This is a genomic window from Comamonas sp. JNW (assembly GCF_003105075.1).
Classification (GTDB): Bacteria; Pseudomonadota; Gammaproteobacteria; order Burkholderiales; family Burkholderiaceae_C; genus Comamonas; species Comamonas squillarum.
The window spans coordinates 251,078-269,998 of the sequence record NZ_QETI01000003.1 but is presented as its reverse complement, the minus strand read 5'-3'; the positions used below and the strand labels follow the sequence as shown (position 1 = coordinate 269,998).

Genomic DNA, 18,921 nt, shown 5'->3' with positions numbered 1-18,921 from the left:
TTGTCTCCTTGTTTTTTATCGGATGGCATGGCTGCTCGCTACCGGGCGGCCATGCCCACTGACTGGGGTTGCGGCTTTAGCGGTGCTGGGGCGCTTCGTGCGGAATTCCTTCTATCGGGCATTCAGGGGTGCCCACTGTCGTGCGGGTGAACGACTCGACCATCTCCCGCGTCCCTTCGGGGTCGTTGACCCACTGGCTGTAGAAGCTGTAGGGGCAGGCAGCAACGCCCTTGTCGCCATCGCCAGAATTGATGGTGCCGGTGTAGCCGCGGTGCACCAATTTGAAGAGGTGGTTTTGTGACTGGCCGTTCTTGCGTGCATCGCGGATCAGCGATTTGGACAGCTCCGCGTACTGGATGCCCATTTCCTCTTCGCCGGTCTCGCCCAAGGTACGGCCGTCAAAACCGATGATGGCGGAGTGGCCAAAATAGGAGTAGACACCGTCAAAGCCCGCCGCATTGGCCACAGCCACATAGGTGTTGTTCATGAACGCCATGGCCTTGGACACCAGGATTTGCTGCTCCTTGGCCGGGTACATATAGCCTTGGCAGCGGACGATCAGCTCGGCGCCGCGCATCGCACAGTCGCGCCAGATCTCCGGGTAGTTGCCGTCGTCGCAGATGATCAGGCTGATCTTCATCCCCTTGGGACCTTCGCTGACATAGGTGCAGTCGCCGGGATACCAGCCTTCGATAGGCACCCAGGGCATGATCTTGCGGTATTTCTGCACGATCTCGCCCTGGTTGTTCATGAGGACCAGGGTGTTGTAGGGCGCCTTGTTGGGGTGCTCCTCATGGCGCTCGCCGGTGAGCGAGAAAATCCCCCAGACATTGGCCTTGCGGCAGGCATCGGCAAAGATGGCCGTCTCTTCACCGGGGATGGCAGAGGCGGTCTCGTACATCTCCTTGGAGTCGTACATGATGCCGTGCGTGGAGTACTCGGGGAACACCACCAAGTCCATGCCCGGCAGCCCTCGCTTCATGCCCACCACCATGTCAGCGATCTTGCGACAGTTGTCCAGTACCTCGGCCTTGGTATGCAGGCGTGGCATCTTGTAGTTCACCACCGCTACGCCTACGCAATCATTGCTGCTCGAAATATCTCCGTGTCTCATGGCTGTGCTCCAAGTTAATGAGAAAAAAGTGCGACCTGTCCGGCTGGCAGCCGCAGCGCAGGGGTTTCAAAGCAGCGTAGGCAAAGCTCCGCCAGCGAACCAAAGGCCTGGTCCGAAAAACGGGAATACCAAAAAACGAACAAAAAAAAGCCCGAATCGACTCTGGAATGAATCGATTCGGGCTTTATTGCCGGACATCTGCGCTGGCAACCTTGGCAGCTGATGTCAATATCTGCAACGAAATCTGCGTGGCGTTTGTCCGCCGCCAGACCATGTTAGAGCGATTGTGGCCATGGCTGCCTAGAACATCTACCGGTTGCAGCGTTTGAGCGATGGTGGTAGTTGGCGAGCCGCGCAGCGAGAAAATGGGCAAGAACCATGCGAGCCTGGAACAAATCCGTGGCGCATCTTCGTGCAACGGCCCGCATCGAGCCCATCGGACTTCTTGTTTATCGGCTACATTCGCGATCGTGACCAGCAGCAGTTGGCCAACCATCTGCCGATAGCACCATCCCTCCATAGCATCGCAAGGGAATCTCTTCCACCATGAGCCTTGTCACCGATCTTCTCGCCGGCGTTGCGGAGTTCTTCGCCGATGTGTTGGTGCTCAGGCGCCAGCGCGAAAAGCGAGGCCATGCCAGCCGCGACATCGCCGATGACGCCATGGCGGTCGCGCATTTTGATGTCGTCAGCTTGCTGTGGATTGCCCTGGTCTGCGTTGGTTTGATGTTTCTGCTGATCTTCGGCTTGGGGGTGCCTGTGGGTTGGGGCGTCGGCATTGGCGTGGTCGTTGCAGCGGCGTGGGGATACAGAAAATATTCTCAGATGCTCCGCGAGCCTTGATGGCTTGGGTACTCAGAGCCCAGCCCATCTGCTGCCAGCGCTGATTGGCCAAAAAACCGCCCTTCCCTCACAAACGCAGAACCCGGCGTTTTGCCCGCCAACCTTAGGGCAAGCCGGGAATTTCCACCCAAGGTCGCAGGGCTAAATAGCAACCATTTACAAAGCCGTTACAATCGCGGCTCTCTCCTCCCCAGCAACAGATCCGCCCCGGCGGTCTCAGCCAAGCCAGGAGTTCTCTTCTTGTCTTCCGGCTGAGGTGTGTCCGTGCCCGAGCGCTACTACAGAGAACTGCTGCGGTATTTCACACGCAGCGCAGGTGACGGTGATGTCGCCGCCGACTTGGTGCAAAGTGCCTATACCCGCATTTATGCAATGCAGCGTTCTGGTGGAACGGTGCTGGATGCGCGCGCCCTGCTCTACAAGACGGCGCGCAACCTGGCAGCCAGCGGGGCCAACCGCAGGCTGGCCGAGCAGCGCGTGCTGGATGCACTGAGCCTGGTCGCACCGACCAGTGCACCCTCCGCAGAAAGCACGGCCATGGCCCGTGAGCAGCTGAACCTGTTTTTGCAGCGGCTCGAAGCCATGCCGCGCAAACGCCGCGATGTGTTCATCCTGGTACGCATCTACGGCTTCAGCTACCGGGAAGCCGGCGAGCACCTGGGCATGACCGAAACCAATATTGAAAGGCATGTCATGCGCGGCATCCTGGATTGCGCAGCATATGCGCCCTCTCGCGCCTGAGAACGCAAGCATTGCAAGACCATGGCATCTTCTGAACCCCCTCGCAAACTGGTGGAAGCAGCCTTGCTGCTGGTGGGCCGCGTCCATAAGGGCAACAGCGATGCAGCGCTGGCGGCCGAGCAGGAATTGGCAGCGCACTGGCGTACCGGCTCCCCCGAATGCCAGGCCGCACTGGAGACCGCCGAGCGCCTGTGGGCCAGCACCGATGGCAGCCATCTGCAAGCCAATGTGCCGCCCCCTTCGCGCCAGGATTCCCGTCGCGCCCGGCGTAATACCTTGGGGCTGCTGAGCCTGGGCGGCTTGACGGCGGTGCTCTGGGGCGGTGGCCGCTGGGCCTGGCAGCGGCCAGTTTTTGAACAAGAGTTGCAGACCGCACATGCGCAGCAGCGCGACCTCAGCCTGCCCGATGGCTCCGAACTGAGCCTCGCGCCGAACACCCACACGCGGATCGCCATCTACCGCGATCGCCGCGAGGTGCAACTGCTGCGCGGTGAAATGCGCTTCCGCGTGGCCCCGGACACCGACCGCCCCTTCAGCGTGACGACCGACTGGGGTGGCGTGCGCGTGCTGGGCACGGTGTTCAGCGTCAGCGTGCGAGAGCAGCAAATGCGGGTGGCGGTGGCAGAAGGCCGGGTGGCGGTATGGCCTGCCGAGCGCCCTGGTGCAGCCGTGGACATGAAGGCCGCGCCGCCGGTCACGCTGACAGCCGGCGACGCGATTGCGGCCGACCAGCGCGGCCTGGGACCGCGCTTGCAGGTACCTGCGGACAGCGTGGGCGCCTGGCGCAGCGGCTGGCTGGTGTTCCACAACACGCCGCTGGACGAGGTGCTGGACCAATGGAACGACTACCTGGCACGCCCGCTGCGGCTGGGCAGCCATCCGCAGCTGCGGCAATTGCGGCTGTCAGGGAGCTTCCCTTTGCGCCAGCCCCAGGCCTTTTTGACGGGCCTGCCCGACATGCTGCCGGTGCGCGTGCTGCGCAATGGCGCGGGTGATGTCAGCGTGGAGTTGCGCTGACTGCGCCCTCGCGCAGCGCCATTTGGCGCAGTTACAAATATTTTTTGGGATTTTTGTCAGGGTTGAAGCCCTTCGTTGGTCTTCTGCTGGAAACCCTCCACTGGAAGCAGCTTCTCATGACCCGACCCTCTCTGCCAGCGCGCAGCGCGCGATTCTTTGCTCTATCCCCGTTGGCCTTCGCAGCGCTGACGGCTGCCGCGACCTTGACCGTGTTTGGCATGGCTCCCACCGCCTGGGCCCAGGCGCCTGCTAGCGAGCAAAGCCTGCAGACCGCTGTACCGGCCCAGTCCCTGGCGCTGACGCTCAACGCCATCTCTCGGCAAACGGGCATCGCCATTGGGGCCGATGCCGCGCTGCTGCAGGGCAAAACCGCACCCGCAGTGCCCAGCGGCCTCAGCCTGCAGCAGGCCATCGACCGCGCCCTGGCGGGCAGCGGCCTGGTGTCCGTGCGCAGCGGGCCGGGCACGATCTCCATCCGCCCCCAACCGCCGGTGGCGCAGGACACCGTCACCTTGCCAGCGGTGACGGTCACCGCTGCAATGGATACAGAACGTGCGAACGGCCCCGTGTCGGGTTATGTGGCGCGGCGCGCCACGGCGGGCAGCAAGACGGACACGGCCATCATCGATACGCCGCAGTCGGTATCGGTCATCACGAATGACGAACTGCGCAGCCGCCAGGCCGAGACCTTGTCGCAGGCACTGAACTACACCCCGGGCGTAACCACCCAGCCCACCAGCTTCAGCCGCACGGCCGACCGTTTCCGCATCCGTGGCATGGATGTGGAGTCCGCCAACAGCGGCTCGATGCGCGATGGCTTGCGCTTGCAAAGCAACTCCTACGACGGCATCCAGGAACCCTATGGCCTGGAACGGGTAGAGGTGCTGCGCGGCGCGGCCTCGGTGCTTTATGGGCAGCTGTCGCCCGGTGGGGTGGTGAACGCGGTCAGCAAGCGCCCCACGTCCGAGCCCATCCGGGAGCTGGGCTTGCAGCTGGGCAACCACAACCGCCGCCAGCTGACGGCAGACTTCAGCGGCCCCGTGGGCAGCAGTGACACGCTGGACTACCGGCTGACCATGCTCGGCCGCGACAGCGGTACCGCCAACCGCTACATCCCGGACGACAAGCTCTACATCGCGCCCGCCCTCACCTGGCGGCCCAGCGCGGACACCTCGCTCACCTTGCTGTCCTTCTACCAAAAGACCAATACGCGCTTCTCTGCACCCTTGCCCTACCAACTGGTGGAGGGCGTGGGCAAGGGCCCCTATTTCATTGGCCGGGGCGACTTCATTGGCGAGCCCGACTACGACAAGATGAAGGGCGAGATGTTCACGTTGGGCTATGAGCTGAGCCATGCACTGAACGCGGACACCCGCCTGCACCACAGCCTGCGCTTCTTCGAATCCAAGGTCACCTGGAACTACCTGCAGGCCCAAACGAGTGCGGCAGCCATTGCCGAGGCCGCCTCCACCGGTGTGCTGCGCCGCCAGTACAGTGACCGGCGCGAGCATGCCAAGGGCCTGGTCTCGGACTCCCGCATGGAGTTCAACCGCCCACTGCTGGGTGCCGACCACAAGCTGCTGGTCGGCCTGGACCTCTACCGCATGGACTATGACTCGGAGAACTTCCGCGCCAATACCTCGTCCATCAACCTCGGCAGCTACAACTATGGCCAGCCCGTCACCGTGAACCGCGATTCGGCGTTGGACCGTGGCTCGCGCCGCAAAACCACGCAAGCCGGCCTCTACCTGCAAGACCAGGTCAGCCTGAACGACCGCTGGACCGTGCTGGCAGGCCTGCGCCGCGACTGGGCACAGCAGGACCAGACCGCACACCGCGACGGCAGCCAGGCCAAGCAAAAAGATGGCGCCAACACCTGGCGGCTGGGTGTCGTCTACAAGGCGCCCAACGGGCTGGCACCGTACCTGAGCTACAGCGAATCCTTCTTCCCGGTGTCGGTGTCTGAAGTCTCGGGCATGAGCTTCCGGCCCACCACGGGCAAGCAGTACGAAGCCGGCCTGCGCTACCAGCCCGAGGGCAGCCGCACCCTGCTCAGCGCAGCCATCTACGAGCTGGTGCAAGACAATGTACTGAAGTTCGATGCTGGCGAGAACAGCTACCGCCAGACGGGACAGGTCCGCTCACGCGGCCTGGAGCTGGAAGCCAAAACCGAAGTCTCGCGGGCGCTCAGCGTGATCGCCTCCTATGCCTATACCGATGCCAAGATCACGCGCAGCACCATTGCCAGCGAGATCGGCCAGCGCAGCGAAGACACGCCCTACCACCAAGCCGCTCTTTGGGCCGACTACAACTTTGCCTCCTGGGGCCTGCCACAGCTGCGCCTGGCCGCCGGCGCACGCTACAAGGGCAGCACCCGCGCATCAGGCATTGCCACCGGCATGCCCGCGTACACCGTGGTTGATGCGCTGCTGGGCTACCGCTTTGACGCGCATTGGGATCTCAGCGTCAATGTGAGCAACCTGATGGACAAGAAGTTCACCCAATGCGAGTTCGCCATCTGCCACTATGGTGACGACCGCCAGGCCAGCGCCAATCTGACCTACCGCTGGTGATGCCACGGCATAAAGCCACGCTGCGGGGCTGGCTGGTCGTGGCCCACCGGCTTGCCGGCCTGAGCCTGGCGGCCTTCTTGGTCATGGCCGGGCTGACCGGCAGCCTTCTGGTGTGGAACGGCGAGCTGGATGCGGCGCTGAACCCGCACTGGTTCCGGACCACGGCCCAGGACGCCAGCCCCCAGCCCATCGATGCGCTGGCGCTGCGAGACAAGGTGCAGGCGCAGCACCCCCATGCCCTGGCCGTGCGTGTGCCCCTGGCGCAGGAGCCCGGCCAGGCCATGGTTTTTATGCTGCGCCCACTGCCAGGCAAGGGGCCGCTGGAGAACGACCAGGTCTTTGTCGATCCCACCAGCGGCAAGATCCTGGGCGAACGGCGCTGGGGCGACATCACCCAGACCTGGCGCAACCTGATGCCGTTTCTGTACCGCCTGCACTATTCGCTGGCGCTCGGAGCGGTGGGGACCTGGGTGCTGGGCCTGGTGTCCTTGCTCTGGATGGTCGATAGCGTCATTGGCTTTTGGCTGACCTTGCCGGTTAACGCGAAGAGCACGCAGCGCCCCTGGCTGGGACGCTGGGCGCGGGCCTGGAAGCTGGACATGCAAAGCCGCTGGCGTGCCACCTTCGACCTGCACCGCGCGGGCGGCCTGTGGCTGTGGCCGCTGCTGCTCGTGCTGGCCTGGAGCAGCTTTGCCCTCAACCTGCCGCAGTGGCACGACCCGGTCCTGCGGGCCTTCAGCGCGCAGCAACCAAGCACCGCCGAACTGCCCCGACGCAAAACGCCGCTGTGGCAACCCGCGCTGGATTGGCAGGCCGCCCACGCGCAGGCCCACAGCCTCATGCAGCAACTGGCCCAGCAACAACAATTCCAAGTGCTGGCAGAAAGCTCCTTCGCCTATGACCCCCGACTGGGCCTGTACCGCTACGACGTGCGCAGCAGCCTGGACATCAAGGACGAAGGCGGCAGCACCCGCTTGTTTATGGACGGCGACAGCGGAGTCCTGGTCGCCACCTGGTTCCCGACCGGCACGGCGGGCGCGGACACCTTGATCACCTGGATCAGCAACCTGCATATGGCCAGCGTCGGCGGCTTGGCCTACAAGCTGCTGATTAGCTTGACAGGCGTGGGGGTGGCGATGCTCAGTGTGACGGGGGTGTTGATCTGGTTGCGCAAACGCGCCGCGCGTAAAAAGAGCTGAGCTTGGCTTAGTCAGCCACGGACAAATGCACTCAAAAGTTCCTATGCAGCAATGGCCCCACCAGGCGCGGGTCACGCAGCTTGTCCACCCACCACTGCAGCGCGGGCCCCGCGCGGTGCGAATGCCAGCCGACAAACAGCAGGTTGGGTTCGCGCGGGTCTTGCGTGGCCAGGGCCACCAGGCTGCCTTGGGCCAGGTGATCGCGCACTTTCTCCAGCGGTAGCCAGCCAACGCCCAGGCCCGCGACCTGCGCGGCGATCTTGGCGCGCATGCTGGGCATGGCCAGGCGCTCCTGGTGCGTCTGCACGCCATAGCTGCGCGCGACCGCCAGGCGCGAGGTATCGGCCACCACGACCGAGCAGTACGCGGCAATGGCCTCCACCGACAGGGGCCGCCCGTCTTGTGCCTTGCGTGCCAGCGGGTGGCGCGGCGAGACGGCAAACACCCATTCGAGCTGCGCCAGCTCAAACCATTGCAGATGCGCCATCGCGGGCGGCTCGTTCGTGGCAGCCACCACCAGATCTGCGCGCTGGTCCAGCAGGGCCTCCCAGGTGCCGCCCAGCACCTCTTGGGCAATGCGCAGGCGCACGCCGCTGTTGAGCGCATCAAAGTCGGCGATCAGCGGCAGCAGTGCCTCGGTATTGGCCAGCTCGTCGGTCACGATGCGCAGCTCCGACTCCCAGCCCCGCGCCACCTGCTTGACCCGCTCCGTCAGCCGCCGCGCCTGGGCATGCAGCTGCGCGCCCTGCTCCACCAGCAGCAAGCCAGCTGGCGTGAGCGCGATGCGGTAGCCCGCACGGTCAAACAGCAGGGCATCCAGCCGCTCTTCCAGCTGGCGCGCGGCATAGGACACGGTGGACGCAGCCTTGCCCAGGCGCTCAGCCGCGCGCGACAGGCTGCCCGTGGCACGCACCGCTTCGAGAAGCTGTAAATCTTCCAGACTCAACATATTCGATATTTTTGCACGAGTTTATCGAAATGCTGGTGTCTGTAGCGCCACCCATCGTCAGATACTTCATTCATCAGCTCTACAACTGGGCTGATAACCCAGCAAGATATCAACGAAACAACCGAAGGAAATACCATGAACCGCTTTGAAGGAAAGAATATTTTGGTCACCGGTGGCAGCAGTGGCATTGGCGCCGCATCCGCCATCGCCTTTGCCCGTGAAGGCGCCCGCGTAGCGATCACCGGCCGCGATGCCGAGAGCCTCGCCCGCGTCAAGGCCGAGCTGGGCCCCAACGCGCTGGCCTTGGTCAGCGAAGCCGGTGATGTATCAGCCCAAGCCGAGCTGGTCGCCGAATTACAAACGCAGATGGGCGTGATCGATGGCGTGTTCATCAACGCCGGCGTGGCCAAGTTCGGCCCGCTGCCGCAGATCGATGAAACGCTGTGGGACAGCAGCTTTGACACCAATGTCAAAGGCCCCTACTTTCTGATCCAGCGCCTCGCTCCGCTGATGACGCGTGGTGGATCCATCGTGCTGAACGGCTCGATCAACGCCCACATCGGCATGCCCAACTCCAGCGTCTACGCCGCCAGCAAGGCCGCGCTGATCTCCCTGGCCAAGACCTTGTCGGCCGAGCTGCTGCCCCAGGGCGTGCGCGTGAATGTGGTGAGCCCCGGCCCCGTCAGCACGCCGCTCTACGGCAAGCTGGGCCTGGCACCCGACCAGGCCAAGGCCATGGCCGCCGACATCCAGACGCAGATCCCGCTGGGCCGCTTTGGCACGCCGGAAGAAATCGCCGCCACCGTGCTGCACCTGGTGTCCAAGGAGTCCGGGTTTATTGTGGGCACCGAGATCATTGCGGATGGGGGCATGAGCCAGATGTGAAGCGAGGGGCTGTGGGTTCCAGAGCGATGGTTTGGAGCTGCTGCGTCGCAAGAACCACCTTGAGCCAGAGGTTGCAGTGAAAGTTTTTGCGGCCAATGACAGCTTCTGGCTGCGAATTCAACCGATCGACGCAACCCGCGCTACGTGGATCGTTGGTGTCCGCCACTCTGAACTCCAGCCTTGCTGGACGCTCCGCTGAAAGAAGTGGATTCACTTCGGAAAAGACCCATGCACGCGAAACTGTATGAATAAACAGTAAAATTCTGACCTTGGTAGTTTTCACAAAGGTCCAGAAATGTCCGAAGAGCTCCAACAAGAAGCTGCATCAGTCTTCGAAGATCGCCTTTGGCATCACAACGGCTGGGAGGCCCGCGTCATCAAGAATGAAGACGACGATGGCTGGGCGGTTGCCATGACCCAGGACGGCCAGGCCGAGCCAAGCCTGGTGGGGCCATGGACGATGGGCCGCGACAAGAAAAATCCCAAGCCGCTTGACGTTTCTGCTTTCAACACCCTCGTCAAGACTGCCCACGAAGTCATGCGGCGGCATGAGCAGCACCTGGCGGCCCAGCTGCACAAGGACATGCAGATCTTGGTGAATGGATCGCGCGTGACCATCTCTCTCGATATTGAGCCCGACGAGGACAATCCCTCCGCGACCCTTACCGCCACCGCAGAGGATGGCAGTGAGTTGGCCAAGGTTCGCGTCAGGCCGGACCATAGCCTCAGCCGAGCGTCTGCGCAACGTTGGGCAGATGCAGGCTATCCGCGCCCCGGCGAGGACTGAGCTGCAGGCCACGCCGACTTGCGCGGATGCTTGGGTCGGCAGCGCTTATTCATATGCCACCGTCGGTGACTCACGTCGACCGAGCTGCGCCCCCAAGGCCTGCGCGTGCGCGTCGTGAGCCGCAGCGCTCTCAGCACCTCGCCTTTACAGCAAGCTGGGCCTGGCCAAGTGCAGGCCAGGCCCGCCAACATCCAAACGAAGATTCTGCTGGGCCGGTTTGGCACGCCTGAATAAATCGCCGCGACGGTGCTGCACCTGATGTCCGGGGAGATTAGACCAGCACAATCATCACTGCCTATGGCGGACGCCACCTAACGGGGTTACAAGTCCTGAGAGCGCTTTCGGGGGAGTCTGTGCATCGGAAGTTATATCCAGATTGTCCCAAATGATGGAGTTCATATTTGAAAGAATGATGACTGTGACCTCATGGATATCGCTCATGACAAATACCAAAGGCCCGGTCATCAAACATCTGCTTGTCAGGTGAGCGCCCATCCTAAGACTGAAGGAACTGAGAGATTATAGAAGGAACATATATCGGCCAATGAGGGCAATGCATCGTATTACCTTTGTGCCAATTCAAGTCGAAGCGTCAGCCAACTGAAACAAATGGTATCATTTCCATGATTGGAATGCTTCTTAGGAGACACGGTGCCAGTTCTCATCAGAGATGTGAATGAATTGCTTACAGAGTTTAGGCTACAACCCCCTGATCTCTCCCTTCTTCAGGCCACTCATCAGAGCTATCGCGCACTCCTGCTACAGCCGTCAGGGCCGATTTACGCAGACACGCAACGCATCGGCCCCAAGGACCTAGGCGAAGCGGCTGACCGCGCGAACAAGTTTCTTGAGGCAGCACGAGCGCGTGGTGACCAGTTGGCAGTTACTCCCGAGTACTTCCTACCAATCGCATCCCTGCTAAAGGCTGCCAAGGGAGAGAATTTTCCTGCGCTGGGGGCGCTATGGGTGCTGGGGTGCGAGAGCATGACTCCGGCAAAACTTGCCCAATTCAAGCAAGATTGTGCAGAGCATTGTCAAGTCATTTTTGAACTCGATGGCGCACCCGGTGTCCAGGGAAATTACTTCGACCCGGTTGCCTACTGCTTCGTTACTAGAGACGCTGAACAGAACCTCAAGCGGGTCATCATCATCCAGTTCAAGACTGCACCATCTCGGGACGATCATGGATTTGAAAACAAACAACTGCGCTGCGGACAAACGATTTACCGCTTCGAGGGACATGACAAGCTCATCAAGCTTTCAACCATAATCTGTTCAGATGCACTTAATTTAGACGCTGCTGTCATTAGAAAACTATCGGATCGCGCCATTCTTATTCACATTCAGTTAAATCCAAAACCTAAGCATGACGACTATCGCAGATACCGGACCGATGTCTTCAGTCGCAGTGCGTTAATGACCAACTGCGATATTATCTGCCTGAACTGGGCTCAAGACATGGAGCAATATGAAGCAGAGGATAAAAAGCCCTCAGAGTGGTCCAATGAAAGCGGGTCTGCTTGGTATCTGCCTGATGATAGATGCTCCGTAAAGGACAATGAGGTTCTTGGCAATGAGGCAAAAGGCCTTTACTACACACGGCACGAGAAGAAGCGCCACGTATTGCACTTCCACTATGACGAGGCCGTTTTCGCACTCACCGTACCAAAGGTGGTGCAAGACGGCCTGGCTGTGCATGACGTCAAGGTAGGACCGCTGGTGGACGCTCGCTTCATCTGGGATACCGACACTAGAAAGTGGATCGAAGCTGCAGAGTGCCCTGAAACCGGTTGGTCAGTCATCATCAACGCAGACCCAGAATTTGCTGCCGGCTTTGAGAAACTCAAAGACGTCCAGAACCGCTTACACATTGAACGGGCAATCTCTCTTTCCTGTGGTCCTCATAAGATTGGAGAACACTGGCATCGCGCGGATAAGTTGGACGTTTGTCAAATCCTGGAATCCGAAATCGTAGAGCGAGCAACATTACAACTGGACCGAAACGCAGGCGCTGCAGAGAATCGACAGAGACGGCTTGGCAAGGTCGCCGCCCTTGGAAACATCCTTCTGAACGAACAGCTCCCTCAGCCTATTAAAGACTTGAGTGGAGGTGGAGCATCAATATCTTGGAGCCCACATTCGCCCAATACCAACGTGACGAAGGAAGGCGTTCGTCCAGCGCTAGTAGCCTATCTAGGAGAGAGTCCAACGCCCGATGTTGTGAAGAATATCAGCGATGCAGCATTCGAGCTGCTCCGCAAGGAAGACAAGGCTCACAAAAACCGGGTAGCAGTTTGCTACCGGACAGCCGCCGGAAAAATAATGTTCGCCGATATTAAGGCGCAAACCGATATTGCTTTTGATGGATCCAGCATGACGTCCATCACAGGAGGAGAGTGAGATGCCAGAAATGCAAACAGCCCGAGACTCGCTCTCGCATCTTCTTGTAGCACTGAAAGATGTGGATGAAGACGTAGTACGTGGAGAAAAGAGATTTAGGGAACATGCCTACGCCATCGCTTACATCGATTTCGCCGATGAAGTAGTTCAACGCTCTCAGCGACTGCGCGAATTTCAGGAGCGAATTCTTGGCGACGACTTTTTTGATGCGCCGGGCCACCTCCGATGGAATAAATATCTGTATCTCGTTGCTGGTCCAAAGTCAATATCCGACCCACAGTTCGCTGCGGCTAAAGCAGCGATTGAGGCAGACAGGGACTATGCACGAAAGCGAGTCGTATCAGTGGACGACCTCGAATCGCTTTTAGGCACCACTGAACTTTTCGAGACAACGGAAGGTGGTGCACCTCCCGATGTGCTCGCCGAGTGGAGACGCAGGCTCGCCGCAGGCCAGCTAGAACTTCTTCTCGATTGCCCAACCCCTCGCAATGCCACAGTTGAAAAAATCGCGAAGCGTCAGGCAGGAAGGTCTGCAGCGGTTGGTCAACGTAATAATGAGCTCCATCAGGCGGATATACCGCTTGCGACCTCTACGCTGCTCAGCTTGACCATCGACAATTTTCGCCCCGTGCATGATGGTAAGACCTACGACTTTGGCAAAGTTACACTCGTCACAGGCGCTAACGGCACTGGAAAAACATCACTGCTCGAAGCAATAGAACGATTTTACTGTGGGAACAATTTAAGAAGTAAAAGTGCCGAAGTGGTTCGCATCAAGGGCAAGATTGCTCCTACCGATGGTGGAAATTTGATCGACCTGCAATCCATTTCTGACGGTCCACGTCTGAAGGCTCGTTGCTTAGCTTGGTACAACCGAAAGGATTTTGCCGTTGACGCCATAGTCGATAGTTTTTCTCAATATAATTTTCTGGATACTGACGCGGCTTTCCGCCTGTCGGCCAAACTCCAGCCAACTGATGTCGCGACCGAACTTAGCCGGCTGCTTGTAGGAGCGACAGCTGCGACTACCTTTGACTATCTCGAGAAAATCCGTGAAGACGTGGAAAAGGCGGCAGGAAAGGCAGATTTGCGCGCAGAAAAGCTAGAACACGACTTGGACAATCTCGAGATGCGTTTGCGTGAACTGCAGCTTAGACCTTCAAACGCAAAGACACTTGCTGATTCATATCGAGCAGCGCTCGTTGCTCTCGACTGGAAGAACTCGTCCAACACCGATGCAAGGCAATTGGGCGAAGGACCACGACTCTTGGCAGCGCTGGGATATATCCAAGCACTGTCCTCTTTGGGTGACGCTGCAAGGACAATAGATGATATCGAGCATCGTTCAGCCAAATTGAATACAGCGCTGATAGCCGCTCAGCCCCATCATGAGCGTCTTTCAAAGCTTAATGAGCTGGAAAAGGATCTTGTAAACGATATCGAGTTAAATAGAAGAAATGTCGAGATGCTAAGCCGCAGGCTTGTCTATGAATCTTCTGGATTTTTAGATACGCGGACTGAGTATTTCAAGGTCCGTGATAGAGTTGATATGCTTGCGGCGCGACTTAAGAGCCAAGTCGCAGGCGAAACCCCAGAGATTCCAGTTCACTACGCAGAGCTGCCGATAGAGGTGGCACTTCAGTCCGCTCAATCAGTCTTGTACGATGCAGAGGGACGCCTTGCCAATGCAAAAAGGGCAATGGATGTACATGGAAAAGCTGCTTCAGCACGCGCCGCCGCATTCGAGAACCTCAAAAGCGCTGCCTTTACGACTCTCCAGCATTCTAAAGACCCCAATACCTGCCCCCTTTGTCAGACCGTTCATCCAGACGGCGTCCTATTTCACCTCATTGAGGAGCTGAACTCAGGTGCGGATTCGTCAGTCGAAATCAATGCCCTCGTCAACATAATGAGTCAAGCTGAACAGGATGTCACTGAAGTCATGAGAATTGCAGCTGCATTGGCGTTCTACCAGAACATTGCGAACCGTATGGGCCTACAAGGTTTAACTTCCAAAGAAATTCTTGATGAACTTGTTGGACTGCAGCATGAATATGAGAGCGCTCGAACCGAACTTCACCGCCTTAGCGAGGAAGGCAGGGTTTTGAGGGAAGCTGGTTTTAGCAGCGATGAACACGATCATATTTGGAATCGAGTCAGCCACTTCTTCGAGCCAGCCGCGAATGGAGGCGCAATCACTAGAACGGCAGAGGTGTTGCGCGCCCAGAATGAAGCCGTCGATTACAAGAGTAAGGAGCTTGAGTCGCACCGGCAGGAAATTGATGTTGTTGTTGAGGATATTCGTGCAATCTGCCGAACAATCGACTCGCCTGGTTGGTCAACACATGTGCTGCCAAACAACTCCTTCGCGTCGCTCGTTGCATTGCAAGCAGAATTTATTCTTGCTACTGACAACGTCGTGAGCTTACGCTCCTACTTGGAAGTAGCTGGTTCTGTTCCACTTGCAGAGCTCCAAGCTCGTGTTACTTCTGTAGCTTCAGCATGCAGCGAAGCGGTTGAGGCCTTGCGCAGCGAAATCAGCAACTCAGAAGAACTGCAGGCGTTTCCTCTAGCCATTGAAGATATCCGGCTAAACCTCAGCAATGCACGCAGTGAAGCCGAAGCATTGGGAACTGCCCGAAATCTCTTAGATGATCTGACTGCTAATGCTTCACTCGAAAATGCGACACAAGAAGCCCTGCAGGCAATTGGCCGCCAAATCGACGAGGTCTTCTCTCGCATCCATTCTCCTAAGGAATACGAATATGTAGGCAACTCCGATGTGCTTCTCAGGGCAGTCGAAACACAGAAGACTCGAACTTTGGCTCAGGTAAGCACTGGACAGAGAGCGGCATTTGCATTATCAATCTTCCTTGCTCGGAACCGCACTGCAACAAATGCCCCTCCTGTACTGCTTATTGATGACCCCATTGCACACATCGACGACTTGAACGCATTGTCATTCTTGGATTACCTGCGTGATCTCGCTGTTAACTCAGGTCGCCAAATATTCTTTGCGACTGCAGACACACGGATCGCTTCGCTCTTCTCAAAGAAATTTAGCTTCCTTGACGACGATTTCAAGACTATTTCATTGTCTCGTGATCCACAACTTACCGGGGTTGCTACAGATAACTGAATACAGATGTAAATCTTCTATTGAGGCTTGCACCCATTGCTTACGCTTCCCCGTACACTCTGGTAAGAAATTCAAGACCGAGAATGTAAGATTGACACCGGCGACGTAACCCACCCCAGCGAAAAGCCAGGCGCCCCATATACATGTAACGCCCGACTCACCCCTAAAAAAGCCCTCACCGCTCCCTACAAACCCAACCTCAGCCCACCGCCCCCTGACTAGGCTGCCCATCCACCAAGCGCCACAGCCCCAACGCATTGTCATTTTGCAAAGCCACCGGTCGCAGCGCATCGGGCAGGTCCTGGTAGCAGACCGGGCGCAGGAAGCGGTCGATCGCGCTGGCGCCAACGGAGGTGTACATGGCGTTGGAGGTGGCCGGGAACGGGCCGCCGTGGACCATGGCGTGGCTCACTTCGACGCCGGTGGGGAAGCCATTGACGAGGATGCGGCCGCACTTGCGCTCCAGCACCGGCAGCAGGGCGCGGGCGCTGTCGTGGTCGCCCTGCTCCAAGTGCAAGGTGGCGGTGAGCTGGCCTTCCAGGTGCTGGGCGACCTGCAGCAACTCCTCCACACTGCTGGCTTTGACGACGATGGAGGCGGGGCCAAACATCTCCGACTGCAAGGCTTCATTCGCCAACAAGGTTTGCGCGCTGGTCACATACAGCGCGGCCTGGGCTGCGTTGTCATGGTCTGCGGCCACGCCGGCGGCCAGCTGCTCCACACCAGCGGCGGCTTGCACCTGCGCACGGCCGGCCTCATAGGCTTGGTGGATGCCGGCGGTCAGCATGGTTTGCGCGCCCTTGGCACGGATGGCCGTAGCTGCCGCACTGATGAAGGTCGTGAGCGCAGGGCTGTCGACGGCCAGCACCAGGCCGGGGTTGGTGCAGAACTGCCCTGCCCCCATCGCCAGCGAATCGGCAAAGCCCTGGGCCAGGGCCTCGGGCCGCGCGGCCAGCGCCTGGGGCAGCAAGAAGACGGGGTTGATGCTGCTCATCTCGGCATACACAGGGATGGGCTCGGCGCGGCTGTTGGCGATGCGCAAGAGCGCCAGCCCGCCTTGGCGCGAGCCGGTAAAGCCAACGGCCTTGATCTCGGGGTGAGCCACCAGCGCCTCGCCCAGCTCACGGCCTGCGCCCACCAGCAGCGAGAAAACGCCTTCGGGCATGCCTTGGCGCTGCGCGGCCTTTTGCACCGCCCGCGCCACCATCTCCGAGGTGCCCAGGTGTGCGCTGTGCGCTTTCACGATCACCGGTGCGCCAGCGGCCAGTGCTGATGCGGTATCGCCACCGGCCACCGAAAACGCCAGCGGGAAATTGCTGGCGCCAAACACCGCCACCGGGCCCAGCGGGATCTTGGCCAGGCGCAGATCGGCACGGGGCAGCGGTTGGCGCTCGGGCTGGGCGGTGTCGATGGTGGCGCGCAGAAAATGGCCATCGCGCACCACCTGGGCAAACAGGCGCAACTGGCCCACCGTGCGGCCGCGCTCGCCCGTCAGCCGGGCAATCGGCAGGCCGCTTTCCGCATGGGCGCGCTCGATCAGCGCATCACCCAGCTGCAGGATTTCTTCGCCAATCGCCTCCAAAAAGGCGGCGCGCTGAGCTAGCGGCAGGTTGCGGTAAGGGTCGAAAGCGGCAGCGGCCAGGCTGGCCGCCCGCTCGACTTCGCTTTTGCCACCCAAACCAAACTCGGGCTCGGCAATGGGGGCATTCAGTGTGGGGTTGAAGGCGCGCTGGCTGCCTGCGGTGCCGCGCACGGTGCGGTAGCCAATGACCATGTCTCCAGTGATCTGCATGGAGGGTTTCCTCAAGAAGTTGCTTTGGGGGGGAATAGATGAATGGGGGCGCTAAGGCCGCCCGGAATGGCAAGACCCACCGCAGGCCAGCAGCACTGCGGCAGGTCCGGCCAGCATTCAGGCCATCACTCGTCCAGCGGCAGGCCGCTGCGGTCGCGGGCAATGCCCACCGCGACGATGGAGACCAGCGCACAGAGCACCAGGAAGATGACGACCGGCACATAGCTGCCGCTGTAGTAGGCGATCAGCGCGGTGGCGATCAGCGGCATCGGGCCGCCCACCAGGGCCGCACCAATCTGGTAGCCCAGCGACATGCCGGTGTAGCGGATGTCAGGCGGGAAGGCTTCGGCCAGCAAGGTGCCGATCATCGCGCCATAGCTGGACCAGATGATGCCCAGGCCCACGCCGACAGCCAGCGCCGCGGCCCAGACGGATTTTTGATCGAGCAGCCAGAAGTACGGGAAGATCCAGAGCATGAAGGCGATGCTGCCGCCGATAAAGACTTTCTTGCGGCCGATCTTGTCCGACAGGTGCCCGAAGAACAGCATGCAGGGGAAGGCGATCAGCGCGCAGACCAGCACGATATTGAGGATCGTCGCGCGGGCAAAGCCGTGGTCCATCATGTACGAGATGGTGAAGGTGGCGTAGAGGAAGAAGGTCGAGGTCTCCACCACCTTGGCGCCGATGGCGATCAGCACTTCGCGCCAGTGGAACTGCAGGGTCTGCTTGATCGGAATGGGCGCGCTGCTGCGGCTGGCCTGGATTTTCTTGAACGATGGCGTCTCGCCCACTGCATTGCGGATCCACATGCCCACCATCACCAGCACGATGGAGCCCACAAACGGAATGCGCCAGCCCCAGGACAGGAAGGCCTCTTCGCTCATGCTCGCGCTCAGCAGCGAGGTGATGATATTGCCCAGTGCCAGGCCCAGCACCGCACCGGTCTGTGGCACCGCGCCGTAGAAGCCGCGCTTCTTGCGGGGCGAGTACTCGACCGCCAGCAACACGCCACCGCCCCACTCGCCGCCCAGCGCCAGGCCTTGCAGCAGGCGCAACACCGTCAGCAGGATGGGCGCCAAGATCCCAATCTGCGCATAGTTGGGCAGCAGGCCCATCAGCACGGTTGACAGGCCCATCATCGACAAGGTCATCGCCAAGGTCTTCTTGCGGCCAATGCGGTCGCCGATGTGGGAGAAGATCACGCCGCCAATCGGGCGGATCAGGAAGGCCAGCGCAAACGTGGCCAGCGACAGCATCTGGCTGACCAGCGCGTTGTCGCTGGGGAAGAACTGCTTGGCAAAAATGATGGACGACATGGTTCCGTAGAGGAAGTAGTCGTACCACTCGATGGTGCTGCCCACGGCGCTGCCAATCAGCGCGCGCTTGCGTTCCGCATCCGGAACCATGGTTTCCTTGTCGGCCATCGTGGCCGTGTGATTCAGAGAGCTGCTGCCCATGTCTCCACCTCGGGTTGTTGATTTA

Annotated in this window: 13 protein-coding genes; 9 read left to right on the top strand and 4 right to left on the bottom strand. The window is 60.0% G+C overall.

The features are described from left to right. Positions 1-76: 76 nt before the first annotated feature. The gene (locus DCO45_RS06850) at positions 77-1,114 is read right to left on the bottom strand and encodes an aliphatic amidase (RefSeq protein ID WP_116925108.1); all 1,038 of its coding nucleotides are present in this window, start codon (positions 1,112-1,114) and stop codon (positions 77-79) included. Positions 1,115-1,660: 546 nt separating this feature from the next. On the opposite strand from DCO45_RS06850, the gene DCO45_RS06845 reads away from it, so the two are divergent. The 5 genes from DCO45_RS06845 (at position 1,661) to DCO45_RS06825 (ending at position 7,487) form a co-directional block, all read left to right on the top strand. Then, a complete protein-coding gene (locus tag DCO45_RS06845) occupies positions 1,661-1,957 on the top strand; it encodes a hypothetical protein (RefSeq protein ID WP_116925107.1) in 297 nt (98 codons plus the stop codon). 258 nt (positions 1,958-2,215) lie between these two features. Then, on the top strand, positions 2,216-2,698 hold the full coding sequence (locus DCO45_RS06840; protein ID WP_347707640.1) for a sigma-70 family RNA polymerase sigma factor: 483 nt from the start codon (positions 2,216-2,218) through the stop codon (positions 2,696-2,698). A 21-nt stretch (positions 2,699-2,719) separates the two neighbouring features. Beyond that, a complete protein-coding gene (locus DCO45_RS06835; protein ID WP_116925106.1) occupies positions 2,720-3,715 on the top strand; it encodes a FecR domain-containing protein in 996 nt (331 codons plus the stop codon). 116 nt (positions 3,716-3,831) lie between these two features. After that, positions 3,832-6,288, top strand: coding sequence for a TonB-dependent siderophore receptor (locus tag DCO45_RS06830; protein ID WP_207788052.1), 2,457 nt, complete (start codon positions 3,832-3,834; stop codon positions 6,286-6,288). After that, on the top strand, positions 6,288-7,487 hold the full coding sequence (locus DCO45_RS06825; RefSeq protein ID WP_116925105.1) for a PepSY-associated TM helix domain-containing protein: 1,200 nt from the start codon (positions 6,288-6,290) through the stop codon (positions 7,485-7,487). Before DCO45_RS06830 ends, DCO45_RS06825 begins: the two co-directional genes overlap by 1 nt. Positions 7,488-7,518: 31 nt before the next feature. Here the strand turns inward: DCO45_RS06825 and DCO45_RS06820 are convergent, their stop codons facing one another. Then, positions 7,519-8,436: a LysR family transcriptional regulator gene (locus DCO45_RS06820; protein ID WP_116925104.1), complete on the bottom strand. Its 918-nt coding sequence runs from the start codon at positions 8,434-8,436 to the stop codon at positions 7,519-7,521. 135 nt (positions 8,437-8,571) lie between these two features. Between DCO45_RS06820 and DCO45_RS06815 the strand changes: the two genes are divergently transcribed. The 4 genes from DCO45_RS06815 to DCO45_RS06800 all read left to right on the top strand — a co-directional run bounded on the left by DCO45_RS06815 (position 8,572) and on the right by DCO45_RS06800 (position 15,647). Further along, complete coding sequence (locus DCO45_RS06815; RefSeq protein ID WP_116925103.1) at positions 8,572-9,321, top strand: SDR family oxidoreductase; 750 nt, start codon at positions 8,572-8,574, stop codon at positions 9,319-9,321. A 295-nt stretch (positions 9,322-9,616) separates the two neighbouring features. After that, positions 9,617-10,108, top strand: coding sequence for a hypothetical protein (locus DCO45_RS06810; protein WP_116925102.1), 492 nt, complete (start codon positions 9,617-9,619; stop codon positions 10,106-10,108). Positions 10,109-10,759: 651 nt separating this feature from the next. Next, positions 10,760-12,508: a hypothetical protein gene (locus DCO45_RS06805; protein WP_133248080.1), complete on the top strand. Its 1,749-nt coding sequence runs from the start codon at positions 10,760-10,762 to the stop codon at positions 12,506-12,508. 1 nt (position 12,509) lies between these two features. Beyond that, positions 12,510-15,647 (top strand): AAA family ATPase, encoded by a 3,138-nt coding sequence (locus tag DCO45_RS06800; protein WP_116925100.1) that lies wholly within the window; start codon positions 12,510-12,512, stop codon positions 15,645-15,647. A gap of 199 nt (positions 15,648-15,846) precedes the next feature. Here the strand turns inward: DCO45_RS06800 and DCO45_RS06795 are convergent, their stop codons facing one another. Both DCO45_RS06795 and DCO45_RS06790 read right to left on the bottom strand, forming a co-directional pair. Continuing rightward, positions 15,847-17,439, bottom strand: coding sequence for an aldehyde dehydrogenase (NADP(+)) (locus DCO45_RS06795; RefSeq protein WP_116925099.1), 1,593 nt, complete (start codon positions 17,437-17,439; stop codon positions 15,847-15,849). Positions 17,440-17,564: 125 nt separating this feature from the next. Beyond that, entirely contained in the window at positions 17,565-18,896 is a 1,332-nt protein-coding gene (locus DCO45_RS06790; protein WP_116925098.1) for an MFS transporter, read from the bottom strand. Between the last annotated feature and the right edge of the window lie 25 nt (positions 18,897-18,921).